Origin of the sequence: Flavobacterium praedii (genome assembly GCF_026810365.1) — a bacterium.
Taxonomy (GTDB): Bacteria; Bacteroidota; Bacteroidia; order Flavobacteriales; family Flavobacteriaceae; genus Flavobacterium; species Flavobacterium praedii.
The window spans coordinates 3,688,383-3,713,694 of record NZ_CP113948.1 but is presented as its reverse complement, the minus strand read 5'-3'; the positions used below and the strand labels follow the sequence as shown (position 1 = coordinate 3,713,694).

Here is a 25,312-nt window from a genome sequence, read left to right as displayed (position 1 = left end):
AGATACGATTATCTTGTTTTTTAGGCAGCTTATTGTGAGAGAAATTAAATCCTAAGATTGTTGCTCTTTAAAAGCTTTGAACTTTTGAATCAATTGAGGCACTATTTCAAAAGCATCACCAACAACTCCATAATCGGCTACTTTAAAGAAAGGAGCTTCCGGATCACTATTGATTACCACTTTTACTTTTGAAGAGTTGATCCCAGCAATGTGTTGAATTGCTCCAGAAATACCAACAGCAATATATAAATTAGTAGCAACTGGTTTTCCTGTTTGACCAACATGTTCTCCATGAGTTCTCCAACCTAAATCAGAGACTGGCTTAGAACAAGCAGTTGCGGCTCCAAGAACAGATGCTAATTCTTCAATCATTCCCCAGTTTTCTGGACCTTTAAGGCCACGCCCTGCAGAAACTACAATATCAGCATCTGCAATAGAGACTTTTCCAGAAACTTTTTCGACAGACACCACTTTAACTCCAAAATCAGCATCTCCGATAGTTGGATTAAAATCTTCTGTTGTTAATGAGGATGTATTTTCGAAAATCCCATAAGAGTTTTTGGCTAGTGCCAATACTTTTACATCGGTATTGATCTCTGTTATATTGAAAGCTTTGTTTGAAAAAGCCGTTCTTTTAACTTGAAACGGGGAAGTGCTTACCGGCAAGCCAACCACATTTGATGCGTAACCAGCCTCTAACGCCACCGCTACTAATGAAGCTAAGTAAATACTATCTGTTGTTGATGAAAGTAAAACTACTTTAGCCTCTTCTTTTTGAGCTGCTTGCTTAATAACATCAGCATAAGCTTTGGCGGTAAAACCTGCTAATTTATCATTGTTTACTTTTAAAACTTTATCAACCCCGTATTTTGACAATTCAGAAACATCTCCAGCATTTACCGTAACGGCTGTAACAGTTGTTCCTAATGATTCAGCTACTTTTTTTGCATAAGAAGCAAGTTCTAATGCTACTTTTTTAAATTTTCCTTCTGCAGATTCTGCATATATTAATATTGACATATTTTTTTTTGTTTAAAAGTTTAAGGTTTAAAGTTTAAAGTTTGGCAACTGAAAACTCGGACTGAAAACTGATTACTAGATTACCTTCGCTTCGTTGTGCAATAAATTAATTAATTCATCCAAATTATCAGCTGAAATTAATTTTACTGCTGATTTTGGAGCTGGTTTTTCAAATTTTACGGCTTTAGTATTTATAGCAGCATCTACAGGCTCAAGGATTGTTAATACTTTTGTTCTGGCTGTCATAATTCCTCTCATATTTGGAATACGCAAATCTTTTTCCTCAACAATTCCTTTTTGACCCCCAATAATAATAGGTAATGAAGAACTTACTGTTTCTTTTCCACCATCTATTTCACGGACGGCTGTAACATTTGTTCCTTCTACAGTGATTCCTGTACAAGAGTTTAAAAAGTTGTATCCTAAAATCCCTGCAATCATACCAGGAACCATTCCTCCGTTGTAATCCAATGATTCTTTACCTGCAATTACAATATCATAACCACCATTTTTGATTACTTCAGCCAATTGTTTAGCCACAAAAAAACCATCCGTTGGATTGGCATTAATACGAATGGCTTCATTGGCTCCTATCGCCAATGCTTTTCTTAAAGTAGATTCGGTATCCGGCCCACCAACATTTACCACAGTTACTGTAGCTCCTTGTTGCTCTTGAAACCAAATCGCACGAGTTAGACCAAATTCATCATTTGGATTAATAACATATTGAACCCCATTGGTATCAAATTCAGCATCTCCGTTAGTGAAATTGATTTTTGAAGTAGTATCAGGAACGTGGCTGATGCAAACTAATATTTTCATAATTATATATTTAAATTCTTTTTTTCTTGGACAAATTTAAAATAATAAATTGAATTATTTATTATGCATGCATAATATTTTTTACAACTATTACGATTTCGAAGCCAGCATAGCATCAAGAAAGATTTTATTGCAAATTATTATAAATAACTCAATAACTTTTGTGATACTAATAGAATAAATCTTTTTTTAGACTTGATTTACATTGCGTTATGAAACCAAAAACAGCTACATACAACTGCAGCCCTAGCCCGGATAGAAGCGGCATCCTTCTTGAGGTCTCGTTTTTTTTAAAAGAGGCCTCAAGAAGATATAGCGAATAGCCGGAAACAGCTACAAAAAACACAATAGCATAAAAGCTTGTTATTTTAAAGTGTTTTATGCATTTAAGTAATTTAAAATAATTAATTTTGCGTTTCTAAAATTACACACAGACTATATAATATGAGAACGATACAATTTAGAGAGGCCATTTGCGAAGCGATGAGTGAAGAAATGCGTCGCGATGAGTCCATATACTTAATGGGTGAAGAGGTTGCTGAATACAACGGAGCTTACAAAGCATCAAAAGGAATGCTTGCTGAATTTGGTGAGAAAAGAGTGATTGACACGCCAATTGCTGAGCTTGGTTTTACTGGAATTGCTGTAGGATCGGCAATGAATGGTTGTCGTCCGATTGTTGAGTATATGACTTTCAACTTTTGTTTGGTTGGAATTGATCAAATTATAAATAACGCTGCCAAAATGCGTCAAATGACTGGTGGACAGTTTAATGTGCCTATCGTTTTTCGTGGTCCTACGGCTTCTGCTGGACAATTGGGAGCAACACACTCACAAGCAATCGAGAACTGGTTTGCCAACACTCCTGGACTTAAAGTAGTGGTTCCATCCAATGTTTATGATGCCAAAGGTTTATTAAAATCGGCAATTCGCGATAATGACCCTGTTATTTTCATGGAATCAGAACAAATGTATGGTGACAAAGGCGAAGTTCCAGATGGAGAATATACAATTCCTCTTGGTGTAGCTGATATCAAACGTGAAGGGACGGATGTAACTATTGTTTCTTTTGGTAAAATCATCAAAGAGGCGTACATCGCAGCAGATGAATTGGCTAAAGAAGGTATCTCTTGTGAGATTATTGACTTAAGAACGGTTCGCCCAATGGACAACGAAGCGATTTTAACGTCTGTTAGAAAAACAAACCGATTGGTTATTCTTGAAGAAGCTTGGCCATTTGCAAGTGTATCTTCGGAGATTGCTTATTTGGTTCAAGAGCAAGCTTTTGACTTTTTAGACGCACCAATCCAACGTATTACAACAGCCGATACTCCAGCACCATATTCTCCAGTATTATTAAAAGAATGGCTGCCGAATGCTGCCGATGTTGTGAAAGCAGTGAAAAAAGTATTGTATAAAAAATAGATTTTTAGACTGCTTAGATTTATTAAACTTTTAGATTAAACCCTTTAATTAAAAAATTTAAATAGCTAAAAAAATAAAACTCGAAACTTCATCAGACATTTAAATTTGATGAAGTTTTTTTTTGATCATTATGAAAAATCTACTGAAGGTTCTCGTTTTATTTTTGGTATCAACTACATCTTCACTTATTGCACAAACAAAAGTGAGCGGGATTGTTGTTGACAAATCCAAACAACCTGTTCCATTTGCCAATGTTGTGTTTAAAAACACTAGTATTGGTACCGTGACTAATGAAGATGGACGTTTTTATATGGAATCTCCAAATACTTACAAAACGTTAATTATAAGCTCGGTAGGCTTTTCCGAAAAAGAAATAACGCTTACCAAATCGGTTAATTATAATTTTACAATTGAACTTAATGAACAAGAGAGTCTAAAAGAAGTCGTTATTTTTACGGGCAAAACTTCTAAGAAGAATAATCCCGCTCTCGATATTCTGAGAAAAATTTGGGAGAAAAAGCGCAAAAATGGTCTATATCAATTTGCTCAATACCAAATGGAAAAATATGAAAAAGTAGAATTTGACATTAATTCTATTGACAGTGCCTATAGAAAACAAAAAATTTTCAAAGGCATGGAATTCATTTTTGATCATGTTGACACTTCTAAAATTACCGGAAAAACGTATTTGCCCATATTTGTAAATGAAGCATTGGTTGACGTGTATGGTGACAATAAAATACCGAAAATAAAAGAGATAACAAAAGCCAATAAAACGTCTGGATTTGATGGAAATCAACAAATATTGTCTTTCATAAAAGATTTATATTCTGATTATAATATCTACAATAATTACATCGCATTATTTGACAAAAGCTTTACAAGTCCACTATCTAAAACGGGAATTGATGTCTATAATTATGTTTTAAAGGACAGTGCTTTCATAGACAAAAAATGGTGTTTTAATATTGTTTTTTATCCTAGACGAAAAAACGAACTTACTTTCAAAGGGGATTTTTGGGTAAATGACACCACATTTGCTATCAAAAAAATCAATATGGCCGTTACCAAAAGTGCCAATATCAACTGGGTAAAAGACATTTACGTAGAACAAGAATTTGATGTATTAAACGATTCTATCTTTCTGTTGACCAAAGATTATTTGATGTCTGATTTTGCGGTAAATAAAAAAGAAAAATCAAAAGGAGTTTACGGAAAGCGAACCACTTATTATCAAAATCACAAATTCAATATCGAGAAACCTGCTAATTTCTACAAAGAAGAAGTCAATTTTGTAGATAACGAAGTCTATAAAAAAAGTGATGAGTATTGGGAAGAAAATCGATTCGAAAAATTAAGTAAAGACGAACAAGGAGTCTATAAAATGCTCGATACTTTACAAAATGTAAAAGCCTTCAAACGAATTACCAACTTAGTTCAAATATTAGCGAGTGGATACATCAATTATGATTTCTTAGATATTGGACCTATTTTCTCCACGTTTGGCTACAATGAAGTCGAGGGATTTAGAACACAATTAGGAGGTCGTACTTATTTTGGCCCAAATGATACGTGGCGTGTTCAAGCGTTTACTGCTTATGGATTCAAAGACCAAAAGTTTAAATACGGTTTTGCAGGAAAATGGATGATTGACAAAAAAAACAGAATCATTATTTCTGGAGGAAACAGACGCGATGTCGAACAATTGGGTGCTAGCTTAACCACAACCAATGATATTTTAGCAAGAAGCTATGGCTCTTCGTCCTTTTTTACGACAGGGTCCAATGGTAAATTGACAAATTTAGGCTTGACGAATGCCTCTGTTGCGATAGAACCCCTAAAAAACCTAACATTACAAACTGGGGTAAGTTATAAAACACTAGAATCGGCCTCAGCTGTTTTCAGTTTGGATTATTATACCACTTTACCAACTGTGGCAAATCCAGCAGGAGTTGTAAAAAGCAACACCACTCAATCTGAATTTAATATACAAGCCGAGTATACACCAAACAGAAGAACCATAGCTTACGGCGTAGAAAGAAGCATTGCTAACAGCCCCTACACTACCCTTTTTGTCAATTATAGTCAAGGATATAAAGGAATTATCAACAGTGATTTCAATTACAAAAAACTCGAACTCTATTACAAACAACCTATAATTATTGGTCCGTTAGGCCGTACTAATTTGATTTTGGAACTGGGTAAAACTTTTGGAACAGTTCCTTTAGGATTAATGAGTGTCGTTCCAGGTAATCAAACTTTTTTCACCATAGAGAACGCTTTTAGTAATCTAAATTATTACGAATTTGTTACCGATCAATATGCTACATTTCAATGGAATCATGATTTCAACGGAAGGCTGTTTGCCAGGGTTCCATTTCTTAGAAAACTCAATTGGAGAGAATTTGTCGGTGTAAAAGCCGCTTATGGAACCGTTTCAGATGCCAATAGAGCCATCAATGCTTCAGGTCTCGAATATGTAGCTCCAGAAAATGTCTATTGGGAATACAACGCCGGAATTGGAAACATCTTCAAGGTATTCCGTTTGGATTTTTCTTGGAGAGGAAGCTATCTCGACACGCCAAATACCAATAAATTTACTGTAAAAGGATCTTTTGGATTCTATTTTTAGGAGCTTTATCCAGCTATCATTCCAATCTTTTTTTAGGCTAAGAAAAATAGCCTAAAAAAAGGATTTTCCCTTCTATCTGGGCTAGGGCATTCGGGATTTTCATAAAATTTGTCTTTATAAAATATTTTTAAATTAAAGGCAAATGGATCATTGCAAATTTTATAGACACTTCCATTTTAATATTGCTTTTCTTTTTGGTATGAAGTTTAGACTTGTGCATCTAAGTTATATCTTAAGTTTTAGAAGTGATTTAGAAAACCATAAAAATGAATGACCTATTTGAAAAAATAATGTAAATTTGAATTTAAAACCAGCATGTTATGATTTCTATCGACACTCATAAAAGAAAAATAATTGAAAGAATTCAATCCATTGATAATGAAAGAATGCTTGTCGCCCTTGATGATGTATTAAATTCATTAAATTTGCCGGAAATCCAATACACTACAAATGATTCACAAAAACAAGCCATTCTCCAAGGGATTAAAGATATAGATAATGGAAATTATTTTACCCAAGAAGAAATAGACAGATTAGATTTGGAATGGCTCAACGGAAAATAATTTGGTCTAGAATCGCATATCTGCAAAGGAAAAATATACTCTTATATTGGTTCGAAAGAAATCAGTCCAATGTGTTTTCTAAAAAATTATTGAAACAAACCCAACAGGCGACAAAGCAACTAACGAAATTCCCTTATTTAGGAAAACCAACAGATATTATAGACGTTCGAGTTTATATCATGGGTGACTACAGTCTGTTTTACAGAGTTTTTGATTTGTCGATAGATGTGGTTACTTTTTGGGACAATAGACAAGATCCCGAAATACTTAAAATCTTACTATCTCTTAATGAATAGATTTTTATCCTTATTGAAATGTATTTTTCAAACATTACAAGTTCCGAATATAAACCATGCAACAAGCAATAGACCATTTATTTCAAAAAGATCCTATTTTCAAACAGATTATTGACACTTACGGATTACCAACAATCCCAAAAAGACCACAAGGATTCGAGACTTTGGTGCTGTTGATTTTGGAACAACAAGTTTCTATAGATTCCGCAAAAGCTACTTTTTTGAAAATAAAGGCTCAATATCCGAGTTTAGAACCCGAGATTTTAATTCTAGTTTCAGACGAAGAATACAGAGCCTTTGGCGTAAGCCGACAAAAAATAACTTACATAAAAGCATTGGCAACAGCCCTATTGAATAAAGAGATTGACTTGGATAGTTTGCATCAAAAATCGGCTCAACAAGTTCGTGAAGAGCTTATAAAAATAAAAGGAATTGGCAATTGGACTATCGATATTTATTTAATGTTTTGCCTGCAAGAACCCGATTTAATTCCATTAGGTGATATTGCGGTTGTAAACACAATAAAAGAGTTGCTTGATATTCATGACAAAAAAGAAATGGAAGTTCTTACGGACCAATGGAGTCCTTATCGCTCTTACGCCACTTTTTTGCTTTGGCATTACTACCTTAAAAAAAGAAAAAGAACAATAGTATATTAAGAAAGTAACAATTAGACCATAGCGGATTATGGTTTTGCAACTACAGATTTTAAAACCCAAACTCTTTACAAAAAGACTTTTTTGATAGATTGTTTTTCAATTATTTTGAGTGCAATTGTGTCGTAAAGTGGAAATCAAAGCTAAATACAGCGAACGAATCCCTTATCACTGGATTAAATTGTCTTTTTTTATTGTAAAAAAGTATTCTTTGATTACTTTTGCACTCGTTAATAAAACAAGAAAAGATAAAACGAAAATGACTGCAGACAAATTAAAAACTTTTGATGTATTAATCGAAATACCAAGAGGAAGTAGAAATAAATACGAATACGATTTTGCCATAAAAAGAATGCGTTTTGATAGAATGTTATTCTCTTCTATGATGTATCCAGCAGATTATGGTTTCATTCCAGAAACTTTAGCTTTGGATGGTGATCCATTAGACGTTTTGGTTTTGGTAAATGAGCCAACTTTCCCTGGTTGTGTAATGGAAGTAAAACCAATTGGCGTTTTCCATATGGCAGACGACAAAGGACCAGACGAAAAAGTAATCTGTGTACCCGTTTCAGACCCGATTTGGAATTCATTAGAAAACTTATCAGATATCAACCCACACTTGTTAAAAGAAATCGAACACTTCTTTCAAGTATATAAAGATTTAGAAAACAAAGTAGTAGATGTTGAAGGTTGGGGAGATGTAAATGAAGCATACGCTATTATTAAAGAATGTACAGAACGTTTTGAGCAAATAGAAAATAAACCAGAAGGATTATTTAGTATTAAATAATTTTTACCCTATATTTTTATAAAAAAAGCAATACTCTTCAATGAGTGTTGCTTTTTTTTGTTTAAATTGCTATCGATTACAATTTTTTAAAATTAACAAACCAAAAAGAATATTTATGAATTCAATTATGATTTATGTGCCAATTTTTATGGCAATAATAGGACTTATTTTTATGGCTATCAAAAGATCTTGGGTATTAAAACAAGATCCTGGGGATGGCAAAATGAAAGAGATATCAGATTATATATATGAAGGAGCTTTGGCTTTCTTAAAGGCAGAATACCGATTATTAGCCGTCTTTGTATTAATCGCAAGTATTGTTTTAGCCGGTATCACTTTTATTCCTGGAGTTAAAACCAATATTTTAATAGTAGTAGCATTTGTGTTTGGTGCCTTTTTCTCTGCTTTGGCAGGAAATATGGGAATGAAAATCGCAACAAAAACCAATGTTAGAACTACACAAGCGGCTCGTACAAGTTTACCACAAGCCTTGAAAGTTTCTTTTGGTGGTGGAACTGTAATGGGATTAGGCGTAGCCGGTTTAGCTGTTTTAGGGTTAACCGGTTTTTTTATTGTTTTCTTTCAAATATTTATGAAAGGGCAATGGACTTCTACAGAAGATATGACCGTTGTTTTAGAAACTTTAGCCGGTTTCTCTCTTGGAGCTGAATCAATTGCTCTTTTTGCTCGTGTGGGCGGAGGAATTTATACCAAAGCTGCCGATGTAGGTGCTGATTTAGTAGGGAAAGTAGAAGCTGGTATTCCAGAAGACGATCCTAGAAATCCTGCAACAATTGCTGATAACGTTGGAGACAATGTAGGAGACGTTGCTGGAATGGGAGCCGATTTATTTGGATCATATGTAGCAACCGTTTTAGCAGCTATGGTTCTTGGAAATTATGTGATAAAAGATATGGGTGGTAACATTCAGGATGCTTTTGGCGGAATAGGACCAATTTTATTACCAATGGCAATAGCTGGTTTTGGAATTTTGTTTTCTATAATTGGAACAATGTTGGTTAAAATTACAGATGAAAATGCTAAAGAAGCTCAAGTACAAAAGGCTTTGAATATTGGAAACTGGGTTTCTATTGTTTTAACCGCTATTTCATGTTACTTTTTAGTGCAATATATGCTTCCAGAAACAATGAGTATGACATTCTTTGGAGAAGGATCTATGGATATTTCTTCAATGCGTGTTTTTTATGCTACACTTATCGGATTAGTTGTAGGTGGTGCCATTTCATCGGTAACTGAATATTACACTGGATTAGGTACAAAACCTGTAATGGCAATTGTTCAAAAATCGAGTACAGGTGCAGGAACCAACGTTATCGCAGGTTTGGCAACTGGAATGATTTCTACTTTCCCAACCGTATTATTGTTTGCGGCTGCAATTTGGTCTTCTTATGCTTTGGCAGGATTTTACGGTGTAGCTTTGGCAGCATCTGCAATGATGGCCACTACAGCAATGCAATTGGCTATTGATGCATTTGGACCGATATCTGACAATGCAGGTGGAATTGCTGAAATGAGTGAATTACCAAAAGAAGTACGTACCAGAACCGACATTTTGGATTCAGTAGGAAATACTACTGCTGCAACTGGAAAAGGTTTTGCGATTGCTTCGGCAGCTTTAACCTCTTTGGCTTTATTTGCTGCCTATGTAACTTTTACAGGAATTGATGGTATTAATATTTTTAAAGCACCGGTATTGGCAATGTTATTCGTTGGTGGAATGATACCTGTTGTTTTCTCCGCTTTAGCGATGAATTCGGTTGGTAAAGCAGCTATGGATATGGTGTACGAAGTACGTCGCCAGTTCAAAGAAATTCCAGGAATTATGGAAGGAACTGGAAAACCTGAATATGCAAAATGTGTTGATATTTCGACTAAAGCCGCTTTACGCGAAATGATGTTGCCTGGAGTTTTAACGATTGGTTTTCCAATTGCTATTGTTCTTTTAGGAAAATTAGTATACGGAAGCAACAATCAATTAATTGCCGAAATGTTGGGTGGTTATATGGCTGGAGTTACTGTTTCTGGAGTACTTTGGGCAGTTTTTCAAAACAATGCTGGTGGTGCTTGGGATAATGCTAAAAAATCATTTGAAGCTGGTGTTATGATCAATGGAGAAATGACGTACAAAGGATCGGATGCCCACAAAGCAGCGGTTACAGGTGATACTGTTGGTGACCCTTTCAAAGATACTTCTGGACCATCAATGAACATCTTAATTAAATTAACTTGTTTGATTGGTTTGGTAATGGCTCCGATTTTAGGAAGCGGAAGTAGCACTATTGAAGGAAAAGGCACTTGTACCATGAAAGAAATCAGAATGAAAAAATGCACGATGGGAGAAGGCGATATGATGATGGGTAAATGCGACATGAGCAAATGTGCCAAAATGACCAAAGAAGAATGCGCCAAAATGTGCGACAGCCTAAAATGTTCTCCTGAGCAAAAAGAAATGTGTTTGTCTCATTATGATAAAGACGGAAAATTTGTTGAACCAAAAGGAAAAGCATGTTGTGCCAAAAAGCCAATGTCTATGACAAACGAAGTTAAAATTGAAAAAACAAATCTAAATGGTAAAGTGAGTGCTACCGTTACAACAACTGTAAATGGAACTGTTGTAGTAAAGCAATTTCAAGGAACAGATGCTGAAGTTCAAGCACAAATTGACGCTTTGAAATAAGAATCACACTTATTAAATAGGAAAAGCCTCGAAATAAATTCGAGGCTTTTCTTTTATTTAGTACTTAACAAAAGGATTTTAAAAACTAAAACAACCCATTCAACTCGGCATCAATTCGATTGATGATATTTCCTAAGTCTTCAGGATTATCTACAAAATTAATGTGATCAACATCAATTATCATAATTTTGCCTTTATTATAGGTATGTACCCAAGCCTCATAACGTTCGTTAAGACGACTTAAATAGTCAATCGAAATTGTATTTTCATATTCACGACCACGCTTATGAATTTGCCCTACTAAATTAGGGATAGAACTTCTTAAATAGATTAACAAATCGGGTGCTTTGACTAGAGATTCCATCAATTCAAAAAGAGAGGAATAATTTTCAAAATCACGATGTGTCATCAATCCCATAGCATAAAGATTGGGCGCAAAAATATGAGCATCTTCGTAAATGGTTCTATCTTGAATAATTTTTTTTCCGCTTTCGCGAATTTGCATGATTTGACGAAAACGACTATTCAAGAAATAAATTTGTAGATTAAAAGACCAACGCTCCATTTGATGGTAAAAATCATCAAGATAAGGATTGTCTACAACTTCTTCAAAATGTGGTTCCCATTTAAAATGTTTAGCTAGCAAACGGGTTAATGTTGTTTTTCCTGAGCCTATGTTACCTGCTATAGCTATGTGCATTATGCTGTTATGATTTGAGGTTGTAAATTATTTGAGGTTGTAAAAATAGATAAAATTTAGTCTTAGCGATAGCTTTTCAAAGACGATTTTTCAAAATATTCATCTCCATTTAACAAACGCAAACAAATTCAATTTATTCCTTGGAACTGTATTTTTTTTCACAAAAAAAACCTTACTCAAATAATAGTCCGTAAATTCCCGTAGCTTTTGGGTCCCTCAAGATTCAAAACAGTCACTTATTATTTATTTTAAATCAGAAAACGCTACGATTTAACTAATTTACCTTTTTTATCAAATGGAATATTAGTTTTTACAATAGATTTGGGTTGTAAATCATCCAATACATTCAAAGCTTCTTCAACATAAATATCTTTTGATAAATTTTCATGCCATCTTTCTCTCTTCTCTTTTAGAACTGGATCATTGTTCATGCCTTCTAATTCGTATGGCAATGAAGTGAATTTTAAATTATTCTTATAATCAACAATTGGTTTAAACTTTTTAGCTGTCTCTTCAATTTGACTTTGAGCTACTTTAAATTTGTTTAAATTCAAGCTATACGTATTTTCATTACTTCTGTTGTCAATCCATTTGGCATTCTCTTCAATCAATTTAAATTGAACATTCTCTTCAATTCTTTTTTTACTGTTAATTATTGCTTGATCAAATTTTGAAGTATGACTCCAAATCGTATAGGGCGCTGGATCGATTTTATCCCAAGGCAATGCATGTGCTTCATCACGTTCTCCCATTTTTAAATAGGCATAGCGATCAGGCATAACAACGTCGCTGCTTACTCCTTCCAATTGAGTAGAGCCTCCATTTATTCTATAAAATTTTTGTATCGTAGTTTTCAATGCTCCAAAATCACCATAATTAGTATTTCTTACGTATTGATTCAGGTCAATTACTCTTTGTACTGTTCCTTTTCCATACGTTTGTTTACTGCCAACTATGATGCCTCTTTTATAATCCTGAATAGCTGCAGCTAATATCTCAGATGCTGATGCAGAAAATTCATTAACCATAATTACCAACGGCCCATCCCATTCTATTTTCTTATCCGTATCATAAAGGATTTCTTTTTTTCCAGCAGATCTAACTTGAACAATTGGCCCTTCATTGATAAATAAACCCGCAATATCAACAACCGCAGACAAAGAACCACCACCATCATCACGCACATCCAGAACAATTCCATTTATTCCTTCTTTTTTCAGTCTATCAACCTCAAGTGCAATATCTTTTGCGGCATCTCTTCCTTTTCCATCTTTATTTTCAAAATCAATATAAAATTTCGGCAAATAAATCACACCATATTTAAAACCATTTTTTTCAACAACACTTGATTTTACATATGTTTCTTCAATCTCTACAATATCTCTAATAATAGGAATAATTTGCAATGTACCATCGGCTTTTTTTACGGTAAGACGAACCTCTGTACCTTTTGGTCCTTTTATTTTTTTTATAACCTCAGACAAACGCATACCAACTATATCAATAGCAACTTCATTTGATTGTGCTACTTTCATAATTAAATCCCCTTTTTCGAGTTGTTTTCCTCTCCAAGCTGGCCCACCAGAAATAAGTTCAGAAATTTCAATATAATCATTTTTCTTTTGCAATTGAGCGCCAATCCCTTCAAATTTACCACTGATACTGGTATCAAAACGCTCTTTTTCTTCGGGAGCAAAGTAAGTTGTATGTGGATCAAACTGAGACATAATCGCATTTATATATAATGTAAACCAGTCATCTCTTTTTAAATCATACATAAATCCAAAAGAATCGTTTAATGATTTTAAGGTATTATTTCTAGTGTCAATTTCGAGATCAGCATTTGATTTCACCACATAAGCTGGATCTTTTATTTTTTTATCTTCTTCTAATTTTTGCTTATCTGTAAAAGAGGAAAGAGTAGATAACTTTATTTGTTTTCTCCATCTTTCTTTCAATTCTACAGCATTTTTAGCAAACGGAACTTTGTCATAATCTACACTAAAATCTTCTTCTATTTTATAATCGAAAGGTTGAATTAACACCTCTTTGAATATTTTATTCCCTTCTTCCATACGAAGCATTAAACGATCGTAAGTAAGATTAAAGAATGTTAAATCTTTATTCGTTAATTGATCATCTAATTCCAATTCGTATTTTGAAAACTCATTGATATCCGACTGCAAGAAAAATCGTTTAGAAGGATCCAAGGCAGCTATATAATCCTTATAAACTCCTTTTGAAAAATTATCATCTATGGTTGCTGGATTATAATGCCCTTTCTCTATTACAAACGTCAACAATTCTAATAGTAACTTATCTCTATCTGGATCTGATGCTTTTTTTGAAATAACTGAAAAAGAAAACAAAGTAACCGAAAGAAGTACTACTGCTATGAGTGATTTATAGGTATTTTTCATATGTAGAAAGATTTTGCTAATCCTTTATGCTGTTTAGAAGGAAAGAATGCATTTATTTTATTAATGAATATAAGCTGTTTTTGCAAAGCTCCTAATTTAAAACTAAAAGAATATTCTAAATTACATTAAAATCTAAAGTAACAACTAAACAACTACATAATATTTAGTTAAAGATAGAAATTAGTTTTTCAACTGAGAAAATCAATCGTTCAAAAAGACCTTTTATGCTACTATTTAACAATTTATTCCTATTATCAAATAAAAAAACGCTTCAAAAAAGATTGAAGCGTTTTTTTATTATTTGAAAAAATCGAAAACTCTATGATTTTACTAACTTTCCTTTTTTGTCGTTTGGAATATTGGATTTAACAATTGATTTTATTTGCAAATCATCCAATACATTCAAAGCTTCTTCTACATAAATATCTTTTGCCAAACTTTCATGCCAAATATCTCTTTTCTCTTTAAGCACAGGATCTTTGGCCATGGCATCTAACTCATATGGTAAAGAAGTAAATTTTAAATTATTTTTATAATCAACAATTGGTTTAAATTTTTTGGCAGACTCTTCAATTAAATTTTGAGCCACTTTAAATTTATCAATATTTAAGCTATAATTATTTTCATTACTTCTGGTATCAATCCATTTGGCATTTTCTTCAATCAATTTAAATTGAACATTATTTTCGATTCGTTTTTTACTATTGACAATCGCTTGCTCAAATTTTGATGTATTATTCCAAACCGCATAAGGTGCTGGATCAATTTTATCCCACGGCATTGCATTTTCTTCATCGCGCTCGCCCATTTTCAAATAAGCATAACGATCCGGCATAACTACATCACTGCTTACGCCTTCCAATTGAGTTGAGCCACCATTTATCCTGTAGAATTTTTGAGTGGTCGTTTTCAATGCACCTAGATCCCCCACTGAACTGTTACGCACGAATTGATTCAAATCAATTACATTTTGTACTGTTCCTTTTCCATAGGTTTGTTTGCTTCCAATAATGATTCCTCGTTTATAATCCTGAATAGCTGCTGCCAATATTTCAGAAGCCGATGCAGAAAATTCGTTTACCATAATTACCAAAGGCCCATCCCACTCTAGTTTTTTATCGGTATCGTATAAAATTTCTTTTTTCTTCCCAGCTGATTTTATTTGAACAATTGGTCCTTGCTCAATAAACAAACCTGCAATATCAACAACAGTTGATAAAGATCCTCCACCATCATCACGTACATCTAATACAATACCATTAACATTGGCTTTTTTCAATCGTTCCACTTCTAGAGCGATATCTTTACCAGCATCTCTACCGTCTTTGTTTTCAAAATCGATATAAAACTTTGGCAAATAAATAACACCATATTTCATTCCGTTTTTTTCAACAATACTTGATTTTGCATACGTTTCTTCAATTTCAACAACATCTCTTATTATCGAAATCACTTGGATTGTTCCATCAACTTTTTTTACTGTAAGGCGAACTTCGGAACCTTTTGGGCCTTTAATTTTTTTAACTACATCATCTAATCGCATTCCAATTACATCCACTGGAACACCATTTCCTTGAGCCACTTTCATTACCAAATCTCCCGCTTCTAATTGCTTACCTCTCCAAGCAGGCCCGCCAGAAATAAGTTCTGAAATTTCTGTGTAATCATTTTTCTTTTGCAAACGAGCACCAATTCCTTCCAGTTTTCCGCTCATACTTACATCAAATCTTTCTTTTTCTTCAGGAGCAAAATATGTTGTATGCGGGTCAAAACGAGACATTATGGAGTTAATATATAGGGTGAACCAGTCGTCTCTTTTTAGTTCACTCATAAATCCAAAAGATTCGTTTAATGAATTCAAAGAACTTTCTCTTGTTTCAATATCAAGTTCTATATCTGTTTTCATTACATATTTAGGATCTTTTAAATGCTTATCCTCTTCCATTTTTTTCTTGTCTGTGAAAGACGAAAGAGTAGATAATTTAATCTGTTTTCTCCATTTTTCTTTTAATTCCGCATTGTTTTTAGAATAGGGTGCTTTATCATAATCTACATTAAAATCCTCATCAATATTATAATCAAAAGGTTTTCCTAAGATATCTTTGAACACTTTTTTACTCTCTTCCATACGTAGCATTAAGCGATCATAGGTAAGATTAAAAAAGGTTAAATCTTTATTCATCAATTGATCGTCTAATTCCAATTCAAATTTGGAAAATTCATTAATATCGGATTGCAAAAAAAAGCGTTTAGAAGGATCTAAGGCAGCAATATAATCTTTGTAAACTCCTTTCGAAAAGGCATCATCAATAACAGCAGGATTATAGTGCCCTTTCTCTATGACAAAAGTTAACAGCTCTAAAAGTAATTTATCTCTTTCTGGATCTACTGCTTTTTTTGAATTAATATTAAACGCAAATAGGGTAACCGAAAGGCATACCACAGCTATGAGTATTTTATAATTTTTTTTCATAAAGCTAATAATCGAATTCATCAATTTTTTTTAAACTAAGTTACACCAAAAATCATGCTAGCCCTTTTGTATGCTACATAATTTTTTGTTAAAGATATAAAACAGAAATTTCAACCTTAGAAAAAACTATGCTGAAAAAATATTTTATTTGAATGCAATATAAGATTTTGTGTTAGTACATTTGTCTTTGAAGTCAAATTTTATCAACAATTAAGTTTTTTTAACAGCACTATAATGAAAAATGAAAGGCCTTTAATACTAATTACAAATGATGATGGGGTTTCGGCACCTGGAATAAGAGCCCTTATTGAAGTTATGGCTACAATTGGGGAAGTAGTTGTTGTTGCTCCAGACAAACCGCAAAGCGCTATGGGACATGCCATTACCATAAACGACACTTTACATCTAAATAAAATTTCAAAAGATGGCGATGCTATTTTAGAATACAGCTGCTCAGGTACTCCTGTGGACAGTGTTAAAATTGCAGTAAATGAAATTTTGAAAAGAAAACCTGACTTATGCGTTTCAGGAATCAACCATGGTTCTAATTCGTCAATAAATGTAATCTATTCCGGAACTATGAGTGCTGCTGTTGAAGCTGGAATAGAAGGAATTCAAGCTATTGGTTTCTCTTTATTGGATTATGATTGGAATGCCAATTTTGAACCGATTAAGTCCTATATAAAAACAATTACGCTCGAAGTTTTAAAAAACAAACTTCCAGAAGGTGTAATCTTGAACGTTAATTTTCCAAAATTACAAGAAAAAGAAATCAAAGGAATTAAAATTTGCCGTCAAGCGAATGCACTTTGGATGGAAAAATTTGACAAACGAAAAACACCTCAAGGCAAAGATTATTATTGGCTGACCGGTGAATTTGTCAACCAAGATAAAGGCGAGGATACTGATGAATGGGCTTTGCAAAATGGATACATTTCCCTAGTCCCTGTACAATTTGACTTAACAGCGCACCATGCCATACAAAATTTAACCAAAAGAGAGTGGAATGAAATCGACACAATCCCAAAACACAACTAACACCCAATAAAACAATATCGGCCAGTTTTGCAATAAATAAAAATACCGATATCATAACCTACTAAAGCAGCTTTTCATATGAATAAAATAGACTTACTGATCGGATTTATAATCGGATTTTTAGCTTCCATTTTAGGAATGTTTTTATACATCACTTTTGTTGTTCATTCTGATTTCATTGTCGGTATTCAATCTATAAAAAGCCAAGGAAATCTGGGCAAAATAGTTACACTAGGTTCAATTCTTGATTTAATAGCTTTTGGTATTTTACTCAAAATGAATAAAGAACTTATGGCAAGAGGCGTCGTTTTGGCAGTTATCATGCTCACCATAATTACTTTGTTTCTATAATAGCTAAGAATCTAAGTTTTTTTTAAATACTCATATTAATCTTAGCAACTTAGACTCTTCGTTTCTTATTATCTAAATATTATCTTTGTTCATCCAAAAAATCACAAAAATGAAATACTATATTATTGCAGGAGAAGCTTCGGGAGATTTGCACGGATCCAATTTAATGAAAGCTCTTTACGAAGAAGATTCAGAGGCAGACATCCGTTTTTGGGGTGGCGATTTAATGCAAAATGTAGGTGGAACTCTTGTAAAACACTATCGCGAATTGGCTTTTATGGGATTTGTGGAAGTACTTTTTAACCTAAAAACCATTTTAAACAATATCAAAATTTGCAAAAAAGACATCACTCAATTCAATCCAGATGTTATCATTTATATCGATTATCCCGGTTTTAATATGCGAATAGCCAAATGGGCCAAACAAATTGGGTATAAAAATCACTACTATATTTCTCCTCAAATTTGGGCTTGGAAAGAAAATAGAATAACGGCTATCAAGCATGATATTGACAAAATGTACGTGATTTTACCTTTTGAAAAAGAGTTTTACGAAGTCAAACATCAATTTCCAGTTGAATTTGTTGGGCACCCACTGATTGATGCCATTCACAATCAATCGGGTATTGATGCCCAAACTTTTAGAGCCGAAAATCATTTGTCTGAAAAGCCAATTATTGCAATATTACCTGGAAGTCGCAAACAAGAAATTAGCAAAATGTTATCTATAATGCTCAGCGTGGTCAAAGATTTTCCCGAATTTCAATTTGTAATTGCTGGAGCACCAAGTCAGGAGCATTCCTTTTACCAACAATTCATTTCTGGCGAAAACATAAAATTTATATCGAATAAAACCTATGCTTTATTGCGAAATTCCACAGCCGCATTGGTAACCTCTGGCACGGCCACACTCGAAACCGCACTTTTCAAAGTCCCCGAAGTAGTTTGCTACAAAGGCAGTTGGGCTTCCTACCAAATCGCCAAACGCATCATCACTCTAAAATACATCTCGCTAGTCAACCTAATCATGGACAAAGAAATCGTAACCGAATTAATTCAAGACGATTGCTCGACCAAGCGTATCCGAGAAGAATTAACCAAAATCCTAGAGCCCAATTACCGCAAAATATTGCTAAAAAACTATGATTTACTGGAAGAAAAACTTGGCGGAACCGGAGCCAGCAAAAAAACAGCCCAATTGATTGTTGCAAATTTAAAATAGTTTTAAAACAGCCTTTGGGCGTGCCACCATAAAACAAAGGGGCCAACTTAGCAACCGCTCAATCGGCCCCTTTCCTTTATGCTGTCAGGCTGTCCGCGCTACTTCGGTAGCTAGCTTCCATCCTTCACGCAATAACGCCGGAACAATTCAACTTTATTTTCTTTACAAAACAACTTATTTCTTACAAAAAAATTGTACTTTGGTTTTATGAAAGTACTACAATTCCCATTAGCAAGAATTACGTTAGCCTTTATCGCAGGAATATTGCTTGCCTATTTTCTAAAACCTAGTCTTCCAATTGTGTTTGTTTTTCTTTCTATAAATGCTCTGGGTTTTATCGGAACTTATTTTTCATTCCAAACAAATACAAAACTCGAATTACTTTTTGGACTAGCAACGTACCTCCTAGCCTTTTCCATCGGAGTCACAACACAAACTTTCCACACTGAATCCCTCCAAAAAAACAATTACACGCATTACAAAAACTGTTTCGAAAACACACACACCTTCACACTCACATTAAGAGAAAAAATAAAAAGTTCAAATTCAAATGTGCGCTACATTGCTTTATTGAATTCTATTGATCAAGAAAAATTTTCGGGCCGAATTATAATAAATATCAGCAAAGACAGCCTAAAACATTCTTTCTTAATTGGAAATCAATTAAAAATCAAGACTTCTTTATATAAAAACACTCCACAGAAAAACCCCAACCAATTCGATTACCAGAAATACCTCGAAAACAAACAAATTTATGCACAACTCTATGCTGAACCAAATGAAATACAACTCAATCCAGAAATAGTCAAAGACATTTGGTATTATACTGCACTACTAAGAACACAAATTATTCAAAAATTAGAAAAAAATAATTTCAGTAATAAAGAACTAAATGTTGCAATAGCACTCATTTTGGGACAGCAACAAGACATTGACCCACAAATTAATAAAGATTATCAGTATGCTGGAGCCGTACATATTTTATCCGTTTCGGGATTACACATTGGTTTTATAGTACTGTTCCTTTCCTTATTACTAAAACCTTTTCCAAATACCAAAAAGGGAGCTTTCTTAAAATTAATAATAACACTTCTGGTTTTATCTCTTTTCGGAATTTTGGCAGGACTTGCACCTTCGGTAATCCGATCTGTAACCATGTTTTCGTTTGTTGCAATAGGACATTATTTGAGAAGAAGTGTAAATATTTATCATACATTACTCGTTTCCATTTTGCTCATTTTATTATTTCAGCCCTCTTTTTTATTCGACGTTGGTTTTCAATTAAGTTATGTAGCATTGTTTTTTATTGTTTGGCTAAAGCCTTTATTGTCCAATCTTTGGAAACCAAAAAACATAATAACAAACTACTTTTGGGACATTCTAACCGTTTCATTTGCGGCACAAATTGGCACTTTACCCCTCAGCATATTTTACTTTCATCAATTTCCTGGATTATTCTTTGTTACCAATATAATTGTTATTCCACTACTGGGTTTCATTATGAGTCTGGGGGTTTTAGTTATGTTACTAGCGGCATTCAATTGGGTTCCTTTTTACCCAGCAAAAGCTTTAGAAATAAGTATTCTTTATCTCGACAAAATTATTGGTTCCATTGCTTCATTGGAACAATTCATTATAAAAGACATTCCATTAAACACTTATTTTTTAATCAGCAGTTATTTAGCAATTATTACAATTAGCATCGCATTCGAACAAAAACGTTTTAAAAATCTGATTTGGGTACTAATGGCTGTTATTATGCTACAACTTTCAGCACTAAAGACAAAGTGGGAGGTTCAAAATCAAACTGAGTTCATAGTTTTAAATACCTCCAAAAACACTCAACTCTTGGAACGAAACGGGGATAAAGTAGTACTATATGCAAATGACAGTATTTTGAGCAATATTAAAAAAAACACCCTTTTATCATCCTATCTGACAGGCAATTTCAGTTCATTACTTCATAAAAACAAGTTGAAAAATCTTTTTTATTATAAAGAAAACAAAATACTTTTGATAGACAGTTCGAAGGCGTATCCAACCTCTGTTCATCCCGATATTTTAATCGTAACACAATCTCCAAAAATTAATTTTGAACGAATGTTGCGTATTATTAAACCCAAAATAGTCGTGACAGATGCATCGAATTACAAATCAATTCAAAGAATATGGAAAACGAGTTGTTCCCAACAAAAAATCCCTTTTCACGCTACAAGTGAAAAGGGATTCTATAAAATTAATTAATCGTATTCTTTTATGCTTTTTTAGATTTTTTAGCTTTTGTAGGTTGCGAACTCAAAACAGGTTTTTTTACAAAAGGATCTGCTACAGCCAACCAAGCAGTAGGGCCTCCAGCCACATAACCAGTACTCCCTAAACCTTCAAAATTAACTTTTCCATCCTTAACAGTGGCATTTGCAAAATAAACTGTTGGAAATCCTTGTATCCCAAAGGCTTGTTGCAGCTCGCCATTTTGCTTCTTAATCTCATCCGTTTGAGTCGTTCTTCTAGGATAATCTAATTCTACCAGAATAACACTTTCTTTAGCCCATTTGCTAAACTCGGGTGTTTTGAGCACTTCGTTTTGCAATCGAATACACCAACCACACCAATCACTACCCGTAAAAAATAGCATTAATGGTTTTTTTTCTTTACCCGAAACTTGGATAGCTTCTTTCACATCTGTGTACCATTTTAATTCCTGAGCTTGTGTTACACTTAAACCAAAAAAGAATAATGTTATTAAAAATATTTTTTTCATTTGTTATTTTATTGATTATTTAACGAGATCAAAATAGGCAAAATAAATAAATCATATATTTCAAAAACTTATCTGCCTTTTTCATTTACAAAACTAAACAAAAATAATACCAAAAATTGTCGGCTACTTTACTTCTTGCATTAATTTTTTTACCAATGGGGAAATTACTATCAAAACTACTCCTGCTATCAATGCATAAATACCCAATTGTTTGTATCCGTCTGCATATACATTTAATTTTTCAAGATTAGTAGCATGCTCTGATGCCTCGGCAATATTCGCTCCAAGCAATCCTGCAAAATACTGTCCATAAGCACTTGCCAGAAACCACATTCCCATGATTACAGCTTGAGTTTTCAGAGGCGAAAGTTTTGTCATGGCAGACATCCCAATTGGCGATAAACAAAGTTCTCCAAAAGTGATAATAAACCACCCAAAAGTAAACAACCCCAAGGAAGTTCTTCCATCAGCTCCAGCAAAGAATTTAGTATAATAAAATATCCAAAAACCACCCGCTAGAAATAAAAAGGCTAATCCGAATTTAATAACGGTATTGGGTTCAATTTTTCTCTTAGCCATCCATAACCATACTAGTCCAACCAAAGCCGCAAATCCTATGACAAAGAAAGAATTGGCTGAATTATTTACTCCATTTGGACTCAATGGCACTCCAAGGATTGTGTTGTTTAAATTATTTACTGCAAAAAGACTTAAAGAACCGCCACTTTGTTCGAAAAATGCCCAAAAGAAAATAGAGAATATTATAAAAATCAAGGCGGCAAATAATTTTTTATTTTCGGCAGCTGAGAAATTTTTCATTTCATATAGCAAATACAAAATAGACGCTGGCCCAATAAACATCATAAAATAATCGGTGTAAACAGTATTGGCAACCATGATAATAATTACAGGAATGATCAATAATGAACCTAGATAAGTTATAATTTCAAAACGTTTTCTTTTCGAAGTTTCAACATCTGCCAAAGGAGATAGTCCAATTGTGCCTAGTGATTTTTGTGTTTGTGTAAATGTCAAAAGACTAATAATCATTACAATTGCAGCAAATCCAAAACCAACATTCCAACGAAGATGTTCTGGAACTATTGATTGCCACATAGAACCTTCGGCAACAGCGATACAAATATAGCCACCAATTAAAGCGCCCAGATTCACACCCATATAAAAGAATGAAAATCCAGCATCTCTTCTAGGGTCTCCTTCTTTGTACAATTGACCAACCATAGAAGAAATATTAGGCTTAAAAAAACCAGTACCAACAATAGTAAATCCAATACCTATGAAAAAATAATTTTTGGGATCAATAGAAAGAATTACGCTTCCAATAATCATTAAAATACCACCCCAAAAAAGTGATTTTCGCAAACCCAGAATTTTATCGGCAAACAAACCACCGATAAAAGTAAAAGCATATACCCAAGCTTGAGTTGCGCCATATTGTAAATTGGCAACTCTATCGTTCATGCCCAATTGACCAACCATAAACACCACCAACATCCCCCGCATTCCGTAAAAACAAAAACGCTCCCACATTTCACTAAAAAACAAATACCACAATTGTTTTGGATACTTTCCTTTGAAATTTTGAATTTGTTCTAAACTTAAATTTTGTTCCATTCTAATTTTTTTAGTAGATAAATAAAAAACATCATCTTCTTGATTGAATCAAATAGATGATGTTTTTTTTAATATTTTATTTTAAGAAATTATCGAACACCGTGCATCATTTTTTTCAAAAATGGTGTCAAGGCAAATAAAATCAATGCAGCAATACCTGTTAAGATTACAAATACCATAAAAAATTCAAATAAGTTATGAATTTCAAAACCAGCAAAAATTGGATTATGATTCATAATTTGATTTGTATCTAATAACTGGACTTGTTCTGGAGTAAGTGTTACTTTTTTATCTAATACTGCTTGCAAATCGATTCCTAATTCCTTTGCTTTATTAAATTTATCACCTGTAGCTGGTAATATTGAACCTAAAGTTCCTGCCAATGCATATCCAGAGGCATTCGACAAGAAAAACACCCCATACAATAATGATGAAAAACGTTTTGGAGATAATTTCCCAACTAAAGATAAACCAATTGGAGACAAGCACAACTCCGCACAAGTATTCAATAAATACAAAAGAATTAACCATTTAATGGCTAATAATCCGGAAGTTCCTAAATCTTTTACTTGAGTAGCAATCATATAGAAACTTACTGCAATCAATAATAATCCCAAAGCTAATTTTACAGGAGAAATAGGTTCTTTGTCATTTGCTCTCAATTTATCCCACAACATACTGAATGGAACCGCTAAAGCAACAACGAATAATCCGTTGAAAATTTGCACCATTGAAGCGGGCATTGCCCATCCAAAAAAGTTTCTATCCGTTTGATTATCTGCAATAAATGTCAAGGATGAACCAGCTTGTTCAAAAGCTGCCCAGAAGAAAATGATAAAGAATGAAATAATATATATTACTATAATTCGATCTCGCTCAACTTTTGTCAAAGAACTATCTGAAAGAATTAAACCTGCTAGTGTAATACCACTTGCATATATAATTGGATAAATAATAGTTTTTACAACATTAGTTCCATCTACTGAAAAATGAAATAATAAAAACATACCAATAAAAGCAACAACTGATAAAATTAAAGCCGTTGGTGTAAATACTGCATTCTGGGCCTCACCTTCTTCATAATCTGAAGATTCATTTTTAGACGGCAATCCTCCTAATGGTTTTCCTTCGGGAGTAACTACATATTTATTTTTTAAGAAATAAAACACTAATGTTCCGATAAGCATTGCAATTGCTGCCGCAAGGAATCCCCATTTGAAAGCATGAATGTCTCTAATACCTCCTGAACTTTTCACATCTCCTACTAATGGACAAATAAATTGACCCAAAAATGCTCCTAAGTTGATTCCCATATAGAAAATAGTAAAAGCAGTATCCAATTTGCTTTTTTCTTGTTTTGGATACAAACTCCCCACCATACTTGAAATGTTTGGTTTAAAAAAACCGTTACCAAAAATAATTATTCCTAATCCAGAATACATTATAGTGGTTGCTAAACCTAAATTTTCACCAAAAACACTGGCACTTGCAAACAATAATAATTGCCCAACAGCCATCATCAAACCACCAAGCATAATACAATTTCTATTTCCGAAAAAACGATCTGAAATAAATCCACCCAACATTGGTGTCAAATAGCAAAGTCCCAGAAAACCTCCATAAATCAAAGAAGCATCCTCTTCTTTCATCATTAAGGAATTTACAAGAAAAAGAACCAATAAAGTTCGCATTCCATAAAAGTTGAACCGTTCCCACATTTCGGTTCCAAATAATACCCAAAGTCCTTTTGGATGTGCTGTTTTCGATTGAGTTTCTGTCATTTTTTTGTTTTGGTTTTGATTTGGTATTT

19 protein-coding genes are annotated in these 25,312 nt (G+C 33.5%); 11 read left to right on the top strand and 8 right to left on the bottom strand.

What is annotated here, in order from left to right:
- Nucleotides 1–51: 51 nt before the first annotated feature.
- Both OYT91_RS15705 and OYT91_RS15700 read right to left on the bottom strand, forming a co-directional pair.
- On the bottom strand, nucleotides 52–1,020 hold the full coding sequence (locus OYT91_RS15705; RefSeq protein WP_281238703.1) for an electron transfer flavoprotein subunit alpha/FixB family protein: 969 nt from the start codon (nucleotides 1,018–1,020) through the stop codon (nucleotides 52–54).
- 75 nt (nucleotides 1,021–1,095) lie between these two features.
- Complete coding sequence (locus tag OYT91_RS15700; RefSeq protein ID WP_269223969.1) at nucleotides 1,096–1,842, bottom strand: electron transfer flavoprotein subunit beta/FixA family protein; 747 nt, start codon at nucleotides 1,840–1,842, stop codon at nucleotides 1,096–1,098.
- A 444-nt stretch (nucleotides 1,843–2,286) separates the two neighbouring features.
- Here OYT91_RS15700 and OYT91_RS15695 point away from each other — a divergent pair, with 444 nt between their 5' ends.
- The 7 genes from OYT91_RS15695 (at nucleotide 2,287) to OYT91_RS15665 (ending at nucleotide 10,902) form a co-directional block, all read left to right on the top strand.
- On the top strand, nucleotides 2,287–3,267 hold the full coding sequence (locus tag OYT91_RS15695) for a pyruvate dehydrogenase complex E1 component subunit beta (RefSeq protein ID WP_269223970.1): 981 nt from the start codon (nucleotides 2,287–2,289) through the stop codon (nucleotides 3,265–3,267).
- A gap of 130 nt (nucleotides 3,268–3,397) precedes the next feature.
- A complete protein-coding gene (locus OYT91_RS15690) occupies nucleotides 3,398–5,899 on the top strand; it encodes a DUF5686 and carboxypeptidase-like regulatory domain-containing protein (RefSeq protein ID WP_281238702.1) in 2,502 nt (833 codons plus the stop codon).
- Nucleotides 5,900–6,219: 320 nt separating this feature from the next.
- The gene (locus OYT91_RS15685; protein WP_281238701.1) at nucleotides 6,220–6,462 is read left to right on the top strand and encodes a hypothetical protein; all 243 of its coding nucleotides are present in this window, start codon (nucleotides 6,220–6,222) and stop codon (nucleotides 6,460–6,462) included.
- A complete protein-coding gene (locus tag OYT91_RS15680; protein WP_269223973.1) occupies nucleotides 6,444–6,758 on the top strand; it encodes a type II toxin-antitoxin system RelE/ParE family toxin in 315 nt (104 codons plus the stop codon). The genes OYT91_RS15685 and OYT91_RS15680 overlap by 19 nt, the downstream gene beginning before the upstream one ends.
- Nucleotides 6,759–6,814: 56 nt before the next feature.
- Nucleotides 6,815–7,417, top strand: a complete 603-nt coding sequence (locus OYT91_RS15675) for a DNA-3-methyladenine glycosylase family protein (protein ID WP_281238700.1) — start codon at nucleotides 6,815–6,817, stop codon at nucleotides 7,415–7,417.
- Between the two features lie 256 nt (nucleotides 7,418–7,673).
- Complete coding sequence (locus OYT91_RS15670) at nucleotides 7,674–8,204, top strand: inorganic diphosphatase (RefSeq protein ID WP_269223975.1); 531 nt, start codon at nucleotides 7,674–7,676, stop codon at nucleotides 8,202–8,204.
- 115 nt (nucleotides 8,205–8,319) lie between these two features.
- The gene (locus OYT91_RS15665) at nucleotides 8,320–10,902 is read left to right on the top strand and encodes a sodium-translocating pyrophosphatase (protein ID WP_281238699.1); all 2,583 of its coding nucleotides are present in this window, start codon (nucleotides 8,320–8,322) and stop codon (nucleotides 10,900–10,902) included.
- Between the two features lie 85 nt (nucleotides 10,903–10,987).
- Here the strand turns inward: OYT91_RS15665 and OYT91_RS15660 are convergent, their stop codons facing one another.
- The 3 genes from OYT91_RS15660 to OYT91_RS15650 form a co-directional block, all read right to left on the bottom strand.
- Entirely contained in the window at nucleotides 10,988–11,602 is a 615-nt protein-coding gene (locus OYT91_RS15660; RefSeq protein WP_281238698.1) for a deoxynucleoside kinase, read from the bottom strand.
- Between the two features lie 263 nt (nucleotides 11,603–11,865).
- A complete protein-coding gene (locus OYT91_RS15655) occupies nucleotides 11,866–14,043 on the bottom strand; it encodes a carboxy terminal-processing peptidase (RefSeq protein ID WP_432419429.1) in 2,178 nt (725 codons plus the stop codon).
- Between the two features lie 298 nt (nucleotides 14,044–14,341).
- Nucleotides 14,342–16,516 (bottom strand): carboxy terminal-processing peptidase, encoded by a 2,175-nt coding sequence (locus OYT91_RS15650; RefSeq protein ID WP_281238696.1) that lies wholly within the window; start codon nucleotides 16,514–16,516, stop codon nucleotides 14,342–14,344.
- Between the two features lie 213 nt (nucleotides 16,517–16,729).
- Between OYT91_RS15650 and surE the strand changes: the two genes are divergently transcribed.
- From surE to OYT91_RS15630, 4 genes are all read left to right on the top strand, one after another.
- Nucleotides 16,730–17,533 carry a 5'/3'-nucleotidase SurE gene (gene surE, locus OYT91_RS15645; RefSeq protein ID WP_269223976.1) on the top strand — a complete coding sequence of 268 codons (804 nt, stop codon included), beginning with the start codon at nucleotides 16,730–16,732 and terminating at the stop codon, nucleotides 17,531–17,533.
- Nucleotides 17,534–17,611: 78 nt separating this feature from the next.
- Nucleotides 17,612–17,884 (top strand): hypothetical protein, encoded by a 273-nt coding sequence (locus OYT91_RS15640; RefSeq protein WP_269223977.1) that lies wholly within the window; start codon nucleotides 17,612–17,614, stop codon nucleotides 17,882–17,884.
- Nucleotides 17,885–17,993: 109 nt separating this feature from the next.
- Complete coding sequence (gene lpxB, locus OYT91_RS15635; protein WP_281238695.1) at nucleotides 17,994–19,106, top strand: lipid-A-disaccharide synthase; 1,113 nt, start codon at nucleotides 17,994–17,996, stop codon at nucleotides 19,104–19,106.
- Between the two features lie 207 nt (nucleotides 19,107–19,313).
- The gene (locus OYT91_RS15630) at nucleotides 19,314–21,350 is read left to right on the top strand and encodes a ComEC/Rec2 family competence protein (RefSeq protein ID WP_269223978.1); all 2,037 of its coding nucleotides are present in this window, start codon (nucleotides 19,314–19,316) and stop codon (nucleotides 21,348–21,350) included.
- Nucleotides 21,351–21,360: 10 nt separating this feature from the next.
- On the opposite strand, the gene OYT91_RS15625 is transcribed toward OYT91_RS15630, so the two are convergent.
- From OYT91_RS15625 to OYT91_RS15615, 3 genes are all read right to left on the bottom strand, one after another.
- Nucleotides 21,361–21,867 (bottom strand): thioredoxin family protein, encoded by a 507-nt coding sequence (locus tag OYT91_RS15625; RefSeq protein ID WP_281238694.1) that lies wholly within the window; start codon nucleotides 21,865–21,867, stop codon nucleotides 21,361–21,363.
- Between the two features lie 123 nt (nucleotides 21,868–21,990).
- The gene (locus OYT91_RS15620) at nucleotides 21,991–23,502 is read right to left on the bottom strand and encodes a peptide MFS transporter (RefSeq protein WP_269223979.1); all 1,512 of its coding nucleotides are present in this window, start codon (nucleotides 23,500–23,502) and stop codon (nucleotides 21,991–21,993) included.
- An 89-nt stretch (nucleotides 23,503–23,591) separates the two neighbouring features.
- Entirely contained in the window at nucleotides 23,592–25,283 is a 1,692-nt protein-coding gene (locus OYT91_RS15615) for a peptide MFS transporter (protein ID WP_269223980.1), read from the bottom strand.
- Nucleotides 25,284–25,312 lie beyond the last annotated feature (29 nt).